This window comes from Rhizobium tumorigenes, assembly GCF_003240565.2.
GTDB classification, from domain to species: Bacteria; Pseudomonadota; Alphaproteobacteria; order Rhizobiales; family Rhizobiaceae; genus Rhizobium; species Rhizobium tumorigenes.
The window spans coordinates 661461-676674 of sequence record NZ_CP117255.1 but is presented as its reverse complement, the minus strand read 5'-3'; the positions used below and the strand labels follow the sequence as shown (position 1 = coordinate 676674).

13 protein-coding genes are annotated in these 15214 nt (G+C 61.7%); 9 read left to right on the top strand and 4 right to left on the bottom strand.

All coding sequences use genetic code 11. The features are described 5' to 3' along the window. Positions 1-44 precede the first annotated feature (44 nt). Positions 45-563, top strand: coding sequence for a DUF1697 domain-containing protein (locus tag PR017_RS03325; protein ID WP_111220292.1), 519 nt, complete (start codon positions 45-47; stop codon positions 561-563). A gap of 96 nt (positions 564-659) precedes the next feature. Here the strand turns inward: PR017_RS03325 and PR017_RS03320 are convergent, their stop codons facing one another. After that, positions 660-1568, bottom strand: coding sequence for a LysR family transcriptional regulator (locus PR017_RS03320; protein WP_111220291.1), 909 nt, complete (start codon positions 1566-1568; stop codon positions 660-662). A 135-nt stretch (positions 1569-1703) separates the two neighbouring features. On the opposite strand from PR017_RS03320, the gene PR017_RS03315 reads away from it, so the two are divergent. Both PR017_RS03315 and PR017_RS03310 read left to right on the top strand, forming a co-directional pair. Next, entirely contained in the window at positions 1704-2582 is an 879-nt protein-coding gene (locus tag PR017_RS03315) for an NmrA/HSCARG family protein (RefSeq protein WP_111220290.1), read from the top strand. 33 nt (positions 2583-2615) lie between these two features. Continuing rightward, positions 2616-3245: an NAD(P)-dependent oxidoreductase gene (locus PR017_RS03310; RefSeq protein WP_111220289.1), complete on the top strand. Its 630-nt coding sequence runs from the start codon at positions 2616-2618 to the stop codon at positions 3243-3245. A gap of 45 nt (positions 3246-3290) precedes the next feature. Here PR017_RS03310 and pepT read toward each other — a convergent pair whose 3' ends face one another. Further along, on the bottom strand, positions 3291-4523 hold the full coding sequence (pepT, locus tag PR017_RS03305) for a peptidase T (protein WP_111220287.1): 1233 nt from the start codon (positions 4521-4523) through the stop codon (positions 3291-3293). A 246-nt stretch (positions 4524-4769) separates the two neighbouring features. Here pepT and PR017_RS03300 point away from each other — a divergent pair, with 246 nt between their 5' ends. The 4 genes from PR017_RS03300 (at position 4770) to PR017_RS03285 (ending at position 10205) form a co-directional block, all read left to right on the top strand. Next, positions 4770-5321 carry a DUF922 domain-containing Zn-dependent protease gene (locus tag PR017_RS03300; protein ID WP_111220764.1) on the top strand — a complete coding sequence of 184 codons (552 nt, stop codon included), beginning with the start codon at positions 4770-4772 and terminating at the stop codon, positions 5319-5321. 183 nt (positions 5322-5504) lie between these two features. Continuing rightward, entirely contained in the window at positions 5505-7010 is a 1506-nt protein-coding gene (locus tag PR017_RS03295; protein ID WP_111220285.1) for a protein adenylyltransferase SelO, read from the top strand. 199 nt (positions 7011-7209) lie between these two features. After that, positions 7210-9546, top strand: a complete 2337-nt coding sequence (locus PR017_RS03290; RefSeq protein WP_111220283.1) for a glucose/quinate/shikimate family membrane-bound PQQ-dependent dehydrogenase — start codon at positions 7210-7212, stop codon at positions 9544-9546. A gap of 140 nt (positions 9547-9686) precedes the next feature. Further along, positions 9687-10205: a hypothetical protein gene (locus PR017_RS03285; protein ID WP_111220282.1), complete on the top strand. Its 519-nt coding sequence runs from the start codon at positions 9687-9689 to the stop codon at positions 10203-10205. Between the two features lie 74 nt (positions 10206-10279). Here the strand turns inward: PR017_RS03285 and bla are convergent, their stop codons facing one another. Both bla and PR017_RS03275 read right to left on the bottom strand, forming a co-directional pair. After that, complete coding sequence (gene bla / locus PR017_RS03280; RefSeq protein ID WP_111220280.1) at positions 10280-11260, bottom strand: class A beta-lactamase; 981 nt, start codon at positions 11258-11260, stop codon at positions 10280-10282. Positions 11261-11422: 162 nt separating this feature from the next. Further along, positions 11423-11716, bottom strand: coding sequence for a DUF1330 domain-containing protein (locus PR017_RS03275; protein WP_111220278.1), 294 nt, complete (start codon positions 11714-11716; stop codon positions 11423-11425). A gap of 269 nt (positions 11717-11985) precedes the next feature. On the opposite strand from PR017_RS03275, the gene PR017_RS03270 reads away from it, so the two are divergent. Both PR017_RS03270 and PR017_RS03265 read left to right on the top strand, forming a co-directional pair. Further along, a complete protein-coding gene (locus PR017_RS03270; RefSeq protein ID WP_111220276.1) occupies positions 11986-13662 on the top strand; it encodes a P-loop NTPase fold protein in 1677 nt (558 codons plus the stop codon). A 257-nt stretch (positions 13663-13919) separates the two neighbouring features. After that, positions 13920-15116 carry a GTP-binding protein gene (locus PR017_RS03265; RefSeq protein ID WP_111220274.1) on the top strand — a complete coding sequence of 399 codons (1197 nt, stop codon included), beginning with the start codon at positions 13920-13922 and terminating at the stop codon, positions 15114-15116. The last annotated feature ends 98 nt before the right edge of the window (positions 15117-15214 follow it).

Below are 15214 nucleotides of genomic sequence, written 5' to 3'. Positions count from 1 at the left end.
AGTTCTGGGAGAGCAGCCGCCAGCGCTTGTCGAGGTACAGAAATATGACCGTCTACGTCGCCCTTCTGCGTGCCATTAATGTCGGCGGCACCGGTTTATTGCCGATGGGGGAGCTGAAGGCGATCTGTGTCGGGCTGGGGTTTGCCGATGTCGCGACCTACATCCAGAGCGGCAACGTGGTGTTCCGGTCGGCTCTAACCGAGACGGAGGCATCGGCGAGGCTGGAGTCGGCGATTTGCGGGCGGTTGGGCAGGCCAGCGGGCGTGCTGCTGCGCGACGGCGCCGAGATGCAGGCGGTGGCGGGTCGCTCGCCTTTTGCGGACGCCGAGCCGAGCAAGGTCCTCATTACCTTTCTGCCTGCGCCGCCACCCGCCGACGCGCTCGACCGGCTGGTGGCGCCGGGCGGCGAAACGGTGGTTGCCACCGGTCGCGAGGTCTTCATCCACTATCCCGATGGCTCCGGCCGCTCCAAGCTCAAGCTGCCGGTCCTTGCGACCGGGACGGCGAGAAACCTGAATACGGTGCGCAGGCTTGCCGCGATGGCGGCAGCGGCCGAGGGGTGAGGCTGACCAGAGCCGCCGTGCCGTTTGTCGACACCATGATCGACGACACGCTGTTGCTGCTCTTCAGGATGTCCGGATATGGTCCTGCCGGCGCCATCAGCCCGCAAACATCGCTCCCAGCTCTTCAGCCGTGCCGTTCGGGAAGGTGGCATGGAGATGGGCTATGAAGGCGGAGACCTTGCTGCTCAGCAGGCGGCGCGAGCTGTAGAGTACCCAGATGGCAGTTTCGGACGGGCTGACGCTGCCCCAGGAGACCAGGCGTCCGCTGGCGAGGTCGCCTGAAATCAGCGACTTTGGCAGCAGACCGGCGCCGGCGCCGGCCAGCACCGCATCGCGCACCATGATCATAGTGCCGAGCCGAAGGACGGGATCGGGCGTAAAGGTCCGGCCGCCGAGCAGATCGACTGTCGTCCAGGCCGCACGCAGGCGGAACGATTCCAGTACGACGGCGGCAAGCAGTGGCGGCTCATCGCCCTTGCTTGCCGCCGGTGGCAGAAGTGTCGGCACGGCTGCAAGTAGCAGGTCGTCGTGCAGGAAGCGGCGGCCTACCAACAGTTCATCCGGCGCGGGATTGACCCGGATCGCCACGTCATACCCCTCTTCGACCATGTCGACATCGCGGTCTTCCGCCGTTACCTCCAGCCGCACCTCCGGATAGGCCTTGGCAAAGCCGGCAGCGATCCGGCCCATCGCCATATGCGAAAACAACACCGGCGCGCTGACGCGCAGGCGGCCGCGCGGCTGCGCCGAGCCGCTGCTGACCTCGTAGGCAACCTCGGATATTTCCGCAAGCAGCCCACCGGTCTTTTCGTGCAGACGACGACCCTCATCGGTCAGCCGCAGGGTCTTTGCTCCGCGTTCGAACAGCCGCACGCCAAGGCCCAGTTCCAGCTCGCCAACGCGCCGCGACAGCGTCGCCTTCGGCCGGCCGCTGGCCCGGCTGGCAAGCCCAAAGCCGCCATGGGTGGCCACGAGGTTAAAATCGGAGATCGCAAGCAGGTCCATTGGCATCGTTCCATCAGTGAGACACCCCATCCATATTCTTGGACTACCTGCATGGCAATGGATCGATTAACTTCAAGTCGACATCACGGCGGCGCACTCACGCGACCGGCGGTGATCTCTAGAAGGAGTAAGATCATGACAATCTTTGTTGTTGGAAGCACCGGAAACATCGGCAGGCAGGTAGTGGCGGGCCTTGTCGCCAGAGGCGCGGATGTGCATGCGCTGGCCCGCGATCCGGCCAAGGCAAAATTCCCGGCCGGCGTGACTGTCGTCAAGGGTGACCTGATGGATATCGATGCGATGCGCGCCGCGCTGGCAGGCGTCTCGACGCTGTTTCTGCTGAACGCTGTAACGCCGGACGAAGTCACGCAGGCACTGATCACCCTCAACCTTGCCCGCGATGCCGGCATCGAGCGGATCGTCTACCTCTCGGTCATTCACAGCGACCTCTATACGAACGTGCCGCATTTCACCGGCAAATTCACCGTCGAGCGGATGATCGAGCAATTCGACATGGCGGCCACCATCCTGCGTCCGGCCTATTTCATCGACAATGACGGGCAACAGAAGACGGCGCTGCTCGATCACGGCGTCTACGGCATGCCGATTGGCAGTCGTGGCCTGTCGATGGTGGCGACCCGCGATATCGCCGATCTGGCGGTCATCGAACTGCTGCGCCGCGAGAGCGCCCCAGACCCGCTACCGCGCATAACGATCAACGTCGTCGGCCCGGACAGCCTGACGGGCGAGCGGGTCGCTGCGATCTGGTCGGATGTACTTGGCAAGCCGATTGCCTATGGTGGCGACGATACCGGAGCGTTCGAAGCGATGTTGAAGCAATTTTCGCCAAGCTGGGCCGCCTACGATCTCGCCCTGATGGCCCGCCGCTTTCAAAGCGACGGCATGATCCCTGACGCCGGCGACGTCGAACGGCTGGTGGCCATGCTCGGCCGGCCGCTGACATCCTATCGTGCTTTTGCAACCGAGACAGCCGCTGTCTGGGCAAAGGCCTGAGCAAGCTGCAGCATCCATCAAGGAGTTGATCCCATGAAAATTCTCGTCGTCGGCGCCACCGGGGGAACCGGCCAGGCCATCGTTCGTACCGCACAAGCGCAGGGCCACAGCGTCGTCGCCCTGGTGCGCTCAAGACAGAAGGCAGCGCAGCTTGAAGGAGCGGTGCTCTTCGACGGCGATGCCCGCGACGAGGCGGCGCATTTTGCCGCACTCGAAGGCTGCGACGCGGTGATCAGCGCACTCGGCACCGGCATCGGGCCGGTCAAGGAAATCACGCTGCTGTCGCAATCGACAGCAGCGCTGATCGCGGCGATGAAACGCCGCGGCGTGCCGCGTCTTGTCTGCATCACCGGCATGGGTGCCGGCGACAGCAAGGGCCACGGCGGCTTCGTCTATGACCGGCTGATCCAGCCGATCCTGCTCAGAAAGGTCTATCAGGACAAGGACCGGCAGGAAGCCGTGATCCGCGAAAGCGGCCTCGACTGGGTGATCCTCCGGCCAGCCGTGCTCAACGACAAGCAGGAAGCGCAGACGGTGCAGGCACTGACCGATCTGTCCGGTTTCCACGGCGGATCGATTTCACGGCAAAGTGTGGCGACGTTCGCGGTGGCACAATTGACGGAGGATCGGTGGCTGCGAAAGGCGCCAGTGATTTTCGCTTAGCAACGGCAGGGGATTTGCGCGCCTCTGGCTCCACGCCGTATTGCCTTAGGCCCGCTCCTCCCAGACTCGGGCCAGTTCCACCAACGTCCTCACCGCTTTTTCCATGTCCTGCCGGCTCACCCATTCCAAGGGTGAGTGGAAGGCGTGGCCGCCGGCGAAGATGTTGGGGCATGGGAGGCCCATGAAGGACAGGCGTGAGCCGTCGGTGCCGCCTCGTATGCTGCCGCGCACCGGCTCCATGCCGGCCCGGCGGATCGCCTCGACGGCGTTTTCCATGATCTCGGGGTGGCGATCCAGCACCTGCTTCATGTTGCGGTATTGCTGCCTGACCGTGAACGTGTGGGTCGAGCCCGGATAGTCTTTCAGGACGGTTTCGACCAAGGTCTTCAGCATCTCTTCCTTGGCAGAAAGGCCGGCATCGTCGAAATCGCGGACAATCAGGCTGATGGTCGCCTTTTCCATCGAACCGGTTACGGCAACGGGGTGGACGAAGCCATCCCTGCCCGATGTTGTCTCCGGTGCCTGGTCCTTCGGCAGGCCGGCCACGATGGCGCTGGCGATCTTGATGGCGTTTTCCATGCGCCCCTTGGCAAAGCCCGGATGGATGGCAACGCCGGCAATGGTGATCTCGACGCCATCGGCGGAGAAGGTCTCGTCCTCGATATGGCCGGCGGTCTCGCCATCCACAGTGTAGGCGAAGGCGGCTCCGAGCTTTTCGAGATCGACCTTGTCGGCGCCCTGGCCGACTTCCTCGTCGGGCGTGAACAGCAGCCTGATCTTGCCGTGGCCGATGTCGGGGTTGTCGATCAGCGTCTGCGCCGCCGTCATGATTTCCGCCAGCCCCGCCTTGTCGTCGGCGCCGAGCAGCGTTGTACCGTCTGTCGTGATGATGTCGTTGCCGATCTGGTCGGCCAGCGCCTTGTGCTCGCTGACGCGGATGACACGCGCGGGATCGCCGACGAGCGTGATATCGCCGCCCTGGTAGTTCTCGATCAGCTGCGGCTTGACGTCGGTCCCGGTAAAATCCGGTGCGGTGTCCATGTGCGAGCAGAAGCAGATGACCGGCACATTCTTGTCGGTGTTGGCAGGCACCGTCGCGTAGACATAGCCGTGCTCGTCTAAGTGAGCATCCCCAATGCCCATGGCCAGCAGTTCCGTCACCAGCAGCCGGCCGAGGGTCTTCTGCTTTTCGGTGGTCGGCTGGGTCGAGGAACTTGCGTCCGACTGGGTGTCGATGACGACGTAGCGAAGGAAGCGGTCGGTAACGGTATCGGTCATGGGGTCCAGTCCGGAAAAATGCCTGTCGACGCAGACATTAGACCGGCCCGATGCCGGCGTGAACGGTTTTCTGAAGCCTCCTCGCCGATTTGCGCGAACAGGCGGACAGGCGCGAACGGGACAGGATCGACAATTCCACTTGATCGTAACCCGGATTTGCGGCCTCTAGGCGCCGGCCGGTCGGCAGATGGAGCGAAAATTTTGAGAAGAACAGGCATTTTGAACGCTACGGTGGCTTTGGCCGCGATGTTGATCCCCATCTCTGCGCATGCCGACTGGCAGGCGGTGGAGACGACGAGGCCCTACGCGATCACCGGTCAGACGGCGCCGGAGCTTTACGCCTCCATTGGCGCAAGGGGTCCGGCGCTCGGTACAGGGCGGGTGATCGCCCACACCACCTTCAAACTGACATGGACACGCAACTACCAGCCACAGGCGTCGTCCTGCGTTCTGGTTTCTGCCGTGCCGAAACTGGCGATCATCTACACCCTGCCCAAACCCTCCTCCCCGCTGCCGCCTGCCGTCAACGCGAAATGGCAGGCCTTCATTGCCGGCGTTGCTGCCCATGAGAAGGTGCATGGCGGCTTCATCCGCGACATGGTGCACGAGATCGAGGCCACCAGCATCGGCTTTACCGTTGCCGACGATCCGGACTGCCGCAAGATCCGCGTCGAACTGACCAAGCGGCTTGGCGAGATCTCCGCCCGTGAACGCCAGCGCAACCGCGATTTCGACAAGGTGGAAATGGGCCAGGGTGGAAAGATGCAGCAACTGATCCTGGCGCTGGTGAACGACTAGACCGGGTCATGCCGGGGTCCGGGCGCCGGTCCGTGAGCAAAGTCTCGTAGTCGCGGCCGTCAAAGACGATGTCTGTCTCGACGCGGTAGAGGATGACGACCCGCCGCGCAAATACTGCCATTCGGATACCGGTACCAAGGTCTTCGCCTTGCACCCGTCCGGCCGGCGCCCTACCTTTCCCTCATGAACTCATCCATTCACGACAGCGCGGCGTCTGCTGCAACATTTCCGTTCGACAACAGCTATGCCCGGTTGCCCGCGCATTTCTTTGCCCGGCAGCGGCCGTCTTCTGCGGCGGCGCCGATGCTGATTATGCTGAACGAGCCATTGGCAGTCGAGCTCGGGCTCGACGTTGCGGCCTTGCAGCGCGACGGGGCCGAGATATTTTCCGGCAATGTGGTGCCGGACGGTGCGGATCCGCTGGCAATGGCCTATGCGGCGCACCAGTTCGGCGGCTTCGTGCCCCAGCTTGGCGACGGGCGGGCGATCCTGCTCGGCGAGGTCATCGACATCAAAGGGCGGCGGCGGGACATCCAGCTGAAGGGTGCGGGCCAGACGCCATTTTCACGGCGCGGCGACGGACGTGCGGCACTCGGGCCGGCGATGCGCGAATATGTGGTCAGCGAGGCCATGCATGCGCTCGGCCTGCCGACTACGCGGGCGCTGGCGCTGGTGGCGACCGGACAGCCGGTCTATCGCGAGACTGCGCTGCCCGGTGCTGTCTTCACCCGGGTGGCCGGCAGCCATATTCGCGTCGGCACGTTCCAGTTCTTTGCGGCACGCGGCGATGTCGAGGGCACGCGGGCGCTGGCGGATTACGTCATCGATCGGCATTACCCCCGTGCGCGCGACAGTATCCGCCCCTATCTTGCCCTGTTCGAGGCGATTACCGAGCGGCAGGCGGCGTTGATCGCCGGCTGGCTGCAGGTCGGCTTCATCCATGGGGTGATGAATACGGACAACATGACGATCTCCGGCGAGACCATCGACTTCGGGCCCTGCGCATTCATGGATACCTACGATCCGGCCACGGTGTTTTCGTCGATCGATCGCCAAGGGCGCTACGCCTATGCCAACCAGCCTGCCATCGGACAATGGAACCTGGCGCGGCTCGGCGAGACAATGCTGCCGCTGTTCGATGACAACCCGGACACGGCGGCGGAACTTGCCAACGACGTCATCAAGGGATTCGGCCCCCGTTTCCAGGCCCATTGGCTGAGCGGAACGACCCGCAAGATCGGCCTTTCGAGCGAGGAAGACGGCGATCTCGACCTCATACAGGCGTTGCTGGCGCTGATGCAGGCCGGTGCCGCCGACTTCACGCTGACCTTCCGCCGGCTCGCGGCGGTGGCCGAGAACGACGACCATATTGCGGCGTTCACCGCCAGTTTCCAGAACCGGGAGGCCGCCCTCCCCTGGATAGAACGCTGGCGCGCGCGGCTGGCTCGGGATGGCCAGACGCCGGCACAGCGCGCTAAAACCATGCGGTCGGTCAACCCCGCCTTCATTCCGCGCAACCACCGGATCGAGCAGGCCATCGTCGCTGCCGTCGAGGAAGGCGACCTCTCGTTGTTTCATGCGCTGCTGGATGTGCTGGCGAAGCCCTACGAGGACCAGCCGGCCTTCGCCGCCTATGCCGAGCCACCGAAACCGACTGAACGGGTGCTGCAGACTTTTTGCGGGACGTGAGCGGTCCACGCATTGCCTGGTCGGAACGAACACTCGCCTTCATGACAGCGAAATAAGTAGCCAGGCTACCTTATTTTGATTGTGGCTATTGAAAGGCACGGATGACACGCTATTTGCGTCGCTGACAGGGCCGGCTTTCGGCCCCACATGCCGTGCGCGCTCTCCGGCGGCGCGGCTCCCTCTCAGCGGAGATTGCTCGATGGCGGTCACGATTACCTCCCTTCTTTTCATTTTGATCGGGCTTGCGCTCGGCGGCGGCGGAGGCTGGCTGGTTGCCCTTGGCGGCAGTCCCTTCTACCTGTTTGCCGGCGTGATGTTCATCGTCACCGGCGTCCTGCTGTGGATGCGCCGGTCGTCCGCTCTCTGGGTTTATGCCGTCCTCGTTCTGGCAGCACTTGGCTGGGCGGTCTGGGAAGTCGGCTTCGACTGGTGGCAGCTCGGGCCGCGCGGCGGACTTATTATCGTGCTTGGCCTCTGGCTGCTGACGCCGTGGATCCGCAAGCCGCTCGGCTTCCGCAGCCCGACTGGCCATACCTATGGCGCCAACCCATGGCCGCTTGCCATTCCGGTGATCATCGCCGTGCTCGTCGCCGGCTATTCGATGACCACAGATCCGCATGATCTGGCAGGCAGCCTGCCGACAGAAGTTGCCGCCACGGCTCCGACGGGTGGCGACATGCCCGATGGCGAATGGCACCAGTACGGCCGCACGCCATACGGCCAGCGCTACTCTCCGCTTGCCCAGATCACGCCGGCCAATGTCGCCGACCTGAAGCTTGCCTGGCAGTACCAGACCGGCGATGTGAAGCGCCCGGACGACGTTGGCGAAACCACCTATCAGGTGACGCCGCTGAAAGTCGGCGACAGCCTCTATCTCTGCACGCCGCACAATCTGGCGATTGCGCTCGACGCGGCCTCTGGCAAGGAAAAATGGCGCTACGACCCCAACTCCGGAATGAATCCGAACCGCCAGCACCAGACCTGCCGCGGCGTCAGCTATTACCATGACGTTGCTGCCCAGCCCGGCTCGGCCTGCGCCGAGCGCGTCTACCTGCCGACCTCGGATGCCCGCCTGATCGCGCTGGATGCCGCCAACGGCAAGGTCTGCGAGACGTTCGCCAACAAGGGTACGCTCGATCTCGGCCAGGGCATGAAGTACAATCCGGCCGGCTATTACTACTCGACTTCGCCGCCTGTCGTCGCCAAGGGCATGATCATCGTCGGTGGTGCCGTTAACGACAACTACTCGACGCAGGAGCCATCCGGCGTCATCCGCGCATTCGACATCAACACCGGCGCCCTGGTGTGGAATTTCGACAGCGGCAATCCTGACGTGACGACGCCGCTGCCGGCCGGCCAGACCTATACCACGAACTCTCCGAACAGCTGGTCGGTCTCCAGCGCCGACGAAGCCCTCGGCCTCATCTACGTGCCACTCGGCAACAAGGTGCCGGACCAGCTCGGCATGGGCCGCAGCCCGAGCGTCGAGAAGTTCTCGTCGTCGATCGCAGCCCTCGATCTTGCCACCGGCCAGGTCAAATGGGTCCAGCAGTTCGTACACCACGACCTCTGGGACATGGACGTGCCGGCTCAACCGTCGCTGATCGATCTCACCCAGAAGGATGGCACCACCGTTCCGGCACTCGTCGGCGCGACCAAGCAGGGCGATATCTACGTGCTCGACCGGCGCACCGGCGCGCCCGTCATCCCGTTCAAGGAGATCCCAGCTCCGGGCGGTACGATCCCCGAGGACCATGCATCGCCGACGCAGCCGATTTCCGACCTGACCTTCAGCCCGCCGCCACTGCAGGAGAAGGACATGTGGGGCGTCTCGCTGTTCGACCAGCTCGCCTGCCGCATCAAGTTCCACGAACTGCGCTATGAAGGCCGCTATACGCCGCCATCGCTGCAGGGATCGCTGATCTATCCCGGTAACTTCGGCACCTTCAACTGGGGCAGCGTTGCCGTCGATCCGGAACGCCAGGTGATGTTCGGCATGCCGACCTATCTCGCCTTCACATCGCAGCTCGTGCCGGCCAGCCAGATCCCGCCGAAGGGTCAGGACCAGAAGGGCAGCGAACAGGGCCTCAACCGCAATGATGGCGCTCCTTACGGCGTCTTCATGGGCCCGTTCCTCGGCCCGCTGAAGATCCCCTGCCAGGCTCCGCCATGGGGCTATGTCGCCGGCGTCGACCTGAAGACCGGCAAGACCGTCTACAAGCACAAGAACGGCACGACGCGCGACATGACGCCACTGCCGCTGGCCTTCAATGTCGGCGTTCCCGGCATCGGCGGCCCGATGATCACCAAGGGTGGCGTCGTGTTCATGGGAGCAGCGGTCGACGACTATATCCGCGGCTACGACCTGACTACCGGCAAGGTGCTCTGGAAGGGCCGCCTTCCCGCCGGCGGCCAGTCGACGCCGATGACCTACACGGCAGGCGACAACAAGCAGTATGTGTTGATCGTCGCCGGGGGCCACGGGTCCATCGGCACCAAGCCCGGCGACTACGTCATGGCCTATACGCTGCCATAACGCAGGCGTCGCTATCGCCAAAAATTATCAACTCCCCGTTGGCAACGACGGGGAGTTTTTTGTGTCTGCATGCCCTGAGCCGCAAGGCCCGGACAGGTTTGCCGTGGCAGGGTGTGCATCAGATTTCAGGAGATACGATCATGAAGGTACACAGCAGCCAAAGCAGTTACAGTGCGCCACTCCTCAGCCAGTCCTACACCGACTCCGACGACGACACGCCCTTCGTGTTGCCCGACGACGAAGACAGCAGCGAGAAGAAGACCGCCCCGTCGATCAGCAGCGCCGGCGTTGCCAACTCGATTTCATCCTTTTTCTGGCAGAGCCAGTCGGGCGGATCGACCACCGATGCCGCCACTGCGGCAGCCGCCGACAGCACGGATGCGACGGATACCGGCAGCGCCGCCGGCTCTGCCGATGACGACGATATCCTGTCGCAATTTTCCAAATGGGCGGACATGACGCCGGCAGACAAGATCCGCTCGCAATATCTGGAACAGCAGAACATGACGGAAGAGCAGTTCTCGCAACTGCCGGCCGACCAGCAGAAGGCCATCAACGACCAGATCGCCAACCAGATCAAGCAGCAGGTCGGTGCCAGCACGACGGCTGCGGGCGAAGACGAGAGTGACGGCGGAAGCGCTGCGGTTTCACTCGGCTGATTGCCGCATTCATGGGGTGAAGTCGCTACGGGAGAGATTCGCATCTGTCCCGTAGCGCTATGAATTTACAGTACTTACTGCTCTTCGGCCGAACTGCCGACCATGCCGGCGACCATTTTTCCGATCTCCGCAAAGACGGCGTTGATCTCGGCCGCCGGTGCCGTTGCATCGGTGATGTAGGCGGCCACCAGGATGGGGCCGCGCTCGGGCGGCCAGACGATGGCGATGTCCGCGGCCATCCCTTGAGCCCCCGTCCCGGTCTTGTCGCCGACCTTCCATTCTGCCGGCAGGCCGGCGCGCAGGCGATCCTTGCCCGTGGTGGCGGCGACCAGCCAACCCGTCAGCATCGTACTCGAGGCATCCGACAGCGTGTTGCCGAGGGTCAATAGGCCGAGCGTATCGAGCATGGCATCCGGCGTCGTGGTGTCGCGCGGATCGTCCTTCTTCGCCTCGTTCAACTCAGGCTCGCGGCGGTCCAGACGGGTTTCCGTATCGCCGGTCGTGCGCAGCCAGTCGGTGAGCGCCGCCGGGCCGCCGAAGCTGTCAAGGAGAAGATTGGCGGCGGTGTTGTCGCTGACGGTGACTGCCGCCTCGCACAATTCCGCAATGGTCATGCCATCGGTGCCCGCGTGCTTTTCTGCGACCGGCGAATAGGCAACGAGCGCCTCCTTGCCGAAGCTGACGCGGCGATCGAGCTTTTCCTTGCCCTGGTCGACGCGGGCGAGCACGAAGCCTGCCGCCAGCGCCTTCCAGGTGCTGAACATCGGAAAGCGTTCCGTCTCGCGGTTGCCGAGCGAGATATTGGTTTCGGTGTCGAGAACGGCGACTCCGAGCCGGCCGCCCGTGCGCTTTTCCAGCGCTGCCAGCTGGGCTCCGGCATCCTCCTCGGTCTTGTCGGACGGCGGCGCCGGCTGTTCCGGCACCGGGGGCGTCGGGTCTTGCGGCACGACGGGCGGCGGGGTTGTTTGCGCCATCAATTGCTGCGGCAGCAGGGCCGCCATGGGGCCGAGAATGGCCGAGCCCAGAAGCAGGCGACGGGTGATGGATGCAGGCATGCTTTCCTCCGAAAAGTTCGTATTCCCCCACCTAACGAGGGAATATGGCGCGGGTCTGGCGCAGATGGCGCGTGGGTGAGCGTAGTTTCCCCAAGTACCCCGCCCGGCCCCGCAAATTTCAACAGGCGGGAGCTTTTCAGGGCGCCCACCCTTTGTCGCCGATCAGCCAGCGACGCCTTCGACGATGAAGACGCGATAGTCGGCACCCTTGAAGCGGTGCTGGACGGCTTCCTGGTAAAGCGGGCTGTCATACCAGGCCTGCGCTGCTTCCATGGTCGGAAACTCGAGGATGACGGACCCGTCGACTGCGGCGCCCTCCAGCGTCTTGACGGCCCCGTAGAAGGCCAGCGGCTTCATTTCACGCCCCTCTGCCGCCCGCGGCGCCATCTTGCCATAGGTGGCGAATTCTTCCGGATCGGTAATCCGGTCGCGCACGAAAACCACATAAGCACTCATTGTATCGTCCTTTCGCTCCTGGTCGGTAGCAACCCATCTATGGCAGATCATCACGATGGCGATGGGTCAAGCGAAGGAATTTTGATGGGAGGGGGAAAGTGGGTGCGATAGGTTTTGCGAGGTGTGCGGGTGGTTTTGGAGGAGGTATTGAGTACAGGGAGAGCTGTATAGGGGCTCGTGAAGTTCTGTTATAGTTGTAACGCGACTGTCGGGAAACGCTTCCTGAAAGAGCAGATTACTACTGTCTCATCCAGCCACTGTGGTGAAAAATGTCTGTTATCAGCGTCCAAACAGCGATCAAAGAATTTCTAGCCTCGCCCAAAGCTGAAGTTCTTTGCATAAGGGGCCACTGGGGCACGGGGAAGACCCACGCCTGGAAAACCACAGCCAAGGCTCAGCGTAGCGAGAGAGGGGCTGTTGCATTTAACGCCTACGCCTACGTGTCCCTTTTTGGCGTCAATTCGATCACCGATCTAAAATCGCAAATCCTCCAGAACACTGTGACCAGGGCCCAAATGGGCGATGTCCCTAGTATGGAGACCGCTACCAAGTTCACATCATCCGTAGAAACTGCCACGAAAAAGGGAATTCTTGGACTTGTATCCGGAATTCTGGGAACTCGCTTGGAGGCCATCGTCTCCGCATTGGGCCTTCTCATCAGCAAGCAGATTGTCTGCATTGATGACCTCGAACGTAAAGGCGAAAAATTGAGCACTGGCGACGTATTGGGCTACCTCTCCAATCTTAAAGAGGAGCGCGGTTGCAAGGTCGTTATCCTACTGAATGACGAAGCTTTGAACGGCTCAGATAAGCAGCAGTTCGCTGTATACCTAGAAAAGGTAGTTGACCGGAACCTCCTGTTTGCCCCAACGGCGGAGGAGAGCGCGATGATTGCAATCCCCCAAATCGACCATATTGCGAATATCGTGAGAGAGCGTTGCATCCAGCTTGGCATCGACAACATCCGTGTTATCGGAAAGATTTACAATGCCGTTCAACAGATCATGCCGCTACTCTCAAAATTTTCTGGAGAAACGAGGGAAAGCATCGCGGCATCTATGGTTGTCATGGGCTGGGTGCATCATCAGCCTTCCAGCGCCCCCTCGATAGAGTTCCTCAAAGGCTTCAGTAGCCGGATGTGGGGAAGAGAAAAACAAACGCTCACGCTGGATGAAGAGGCATACGACGCAACCTTAAGTAATTTCGGCTTTAGCGATTTGGATGAACTCGACATGGAACTCTATAATGGCATTGCTAATGGCTACTTCACTCAAGCGACCATCGACGATCATGCCTCAGAGTTCCACCAAAAAGTCCTGAAGGAACAAGCTTTGGAACGATATAGCGAAGCTTGCAATGAATATCACAACTCTTTCCGGAATGGCTTGGAGGTCGTGACAAAGATCGCCGACTCTTTCATCCGCGAGGTGGAGTTTCTGTCTGTCGAGAACCTTCAGGCAACAGTGAGCCTGCTCCGAGAGTTATCGCTGACGGACAGCATCAAGCCGACCATCGACGCGTTCATAGCCTCACGTAAGGACAATCCAGCGGCGACGGATAATGATAGAATTTATACCGACGACAGTAAACTTGACCCAGAGATTGTTGAGCGCTTGAAAGAGGTGCGTAAGGAGCAGCAGCCGAAGAAGCTTATTGAACATATTCTCTCTGAATCTCAAGACGTCTATGAACAGAAGGTGGTCATAGCGCTTCTAGCTTTTCCGATAGATGAGTATGAGCGGATTCTCCGCACATACGAGGGCAAGAAACTTGCCGTGATACTACGCAGTTTAGGCGCGTATTCTCGTATCGGCAATCCAACCGACAACATGAAGGAAGTTACACGCCGCTATCACGACGCAATGCGGAAGGTGGCAACTGATTCCGACCTCAACCGTCATCGTGTACTTCAGCGCGGCATCAAACTTCAGCGGCCCGAGAATTGAAATGCATTCAGGCAGTATTCTGCGGGGGCTGAAGAATCGTACCGGTCGTGGGCAGTAGACGACGCCATATGCTCCAGCCCCCTGCTATGCATATGCCGTGGGCGCAGTGAATGGAGTTCTCTTGGGCTTCAAGTTCCTCTGCCGCCGGATAGTCATTGGCGGCCAAACCACGAGACGACCCCTCCTCCCACCGGAACCTGCTTGACAAAATTCCAGACGAAATTATTGTAATGTTATAACGTATATTGAGGTTGGCAATGAATTCGAGACTTCCCGTTACCGTCCTGTCCGGCTTCCTCGGCGCCGGCAAGACCACGCTGCTTAATCACATCCTTGGAAACCGTGAGGGAATGCGGGTTGCGGTGATCGTCAACGACATGAGCGAGGTCAACATCGATGCGGCGCTGGTGCGGGATGGCGGTGCCAATCTTTCGCGCACCGACGAGCAGCTGGTTGAGATGACCAACGGCTGCATCTGCTGCACGCTGCGCGACGACCTGCTGAAAGAGGTCCGCCAGCTCGCCGAGCAAGGTCGCTTCGACTATCTGCTCATCGAATCCACCGGCATTGCCGAACCGCTTCCGGTTGCCACAACCTTTGAATTCCGCGACGAAGCCGGCGAAAGCCTCTCCGATATCGCCAGGCTCGACACGATGGTGACCGTCGTCGACGCCGCCAACCTGCTCAAGGACTATGGATCGTCAGATTTCCTGGCGGATCGAGGCGAAACAGCGGGCGAGGAAGACAACCGGACGATTGTCGATCTGCTGGTCGAGCAGATCGAATTTGCCGACGTGGTCGTCCTCAACAAGATCGGCAGCGCAACGCAGGCGCAGCGCGATGCTGCGAGGAAGATCATCGTCGGGCTCAATCCGGACGCACGCTTGATCGAGGCGGATTTCGGTGCGGTTGCTCCCGGCGACGTTCTCGGAACCGGCCTCTTCAACATCGAAAAGGCAGAGACGAATCCGCTCTGGTTCAAGGAGCTTCATGGCTTCAAAGACCATATTCCGGAAACTGCGGAATATGGGATCCGCTCTTTCGTCTACCGCGAAAAACGACCCTTCGACCCTGCAAGGCTGCGCGCATTTCTGGATCGCCCATGGCCGGGCGTCGTGCGCTCGAAGGGCTTCTTCTGGCTGGCGACGCGTCCGAACCATGTCGGCGAACTCAGCCAGGCGGGTGCCATGGTTCGAACCGCGAACATGGGTCTCTGGTGGGCATCGGTGCCACGCGAGCGCTGGCCTCAGGATGCGGATACGGTGCGGCTGATGGAAACCTATATCGACCCGGTCTGGGGCGACCGCCGGCAGGAAATCGTCTTTATCGGCGCCGATCCGATGGACGAAGGCTGGATCAGGCAGCAACTCGATGCCTGCCTGATAAAAGCCGATGCCTTCACGCCCGAAAGCTGGCGCGATCTTCCCGACACGTTCGAGCCATGGGGGCGCTGAGTAGGCCGAGCCTGAGATCAGTCGCATTTGCGCTTGCCGCGACTCACGCCGATGGCTAGTCTTTGGGTCAGGCTAGGCCCGCGCCTCCCCCCTCCATT

Bases quoted from the DNA above. Each gene is read 5' to 3' on its own strand.
- PR017_RS03290 (WP_111220283.1), top strand. From the start codon at position 7,210: ATGGCGGTCACGATTACCTCCCTTCTTTTCATTTTGATCGGGCTTGCG.
- PR017_RS03320 (WP_111220291.1), bottom strand. From the start codon at position 1,568: ATGGACCTGCTTGCGATCTCCGATTTTAACCTCGTGGCCACCCATGGC.
- PR017_RS03315 (WP_111220290.1), top strand. From the start codon at position 1,704: ATGACAATCTTTGTTGTTGGAAGCACCGGAAACATCGGCAGGCAGGTA.
- PR017_RS03270 (WP_111220276.1), top strand. From the start codon at position 11,986: ATGTCTGTTATCAGCGTCCAAACAGCGATCAAAGAATTTCTAGCCTCG.
- pepT (WP_111220287.1), bottom strand. From the start codon at position 4,523: ATGACCGATACCGTTACCGACCGCTTCCTTCGCTACGTCGTCATCGAC.
- PR017_RS03310 (WP_111220289.1), top strand. From the start codon at position 2,616: ATGAAAATTCTCGTCGTCGGCGCCACCGGGGGAACCGGCCAGGCCATC.
- PR017_RS03325 (WP_111220292.1), top strand. From the start codon at position 45: ATGACCGTCTACGTCGCCCTTCTGCGTGCCATTAATGTCGGCGGCACC.
- PR017_RS03265 (WP_111220274.1), top strand. From the start codon at position 13,920: ATGAATTCGAGACTTCCCGTTACCGTCCTGTCCGGCTTCCTCGGCGCC.
- bla (WP_111220280.1), bottom strand. From the start codon at position 11,260: ATGCCTGCATCCATCACCCGTCGCCTGCTTCTGGGCTCGGCCATTCTC.
- PR017_RS03285 (WP_111220282.1), top strand. From the start codon at position 9,687: ATGAAGGTACACAGCAGCCAAAGCAGTTACAGTGCGCCACTCCTCAGC.
- PR017_RS03300 (WP_111220764.1), top strand. From the start codon at position 4,770: ATGTTGATCCCCATCTCTGCGCATGCCGACTGGCAGGCGGTGGAGACG.
- PR017_RS03295 (WP_111220285.1), top strand. From the start codon at position 5,505: ATGAACTCATCCATTCACGACAGCGCGGCGTCTGCTGCAACATTTCCG.
- PR017_RS03275 (WP_111220278.1), bottom strand. From the start codon at position 11,716: ATGAGTGCTTATGTGGTTTTCGTGCGCGACCGGATTACCGATCCGGAA.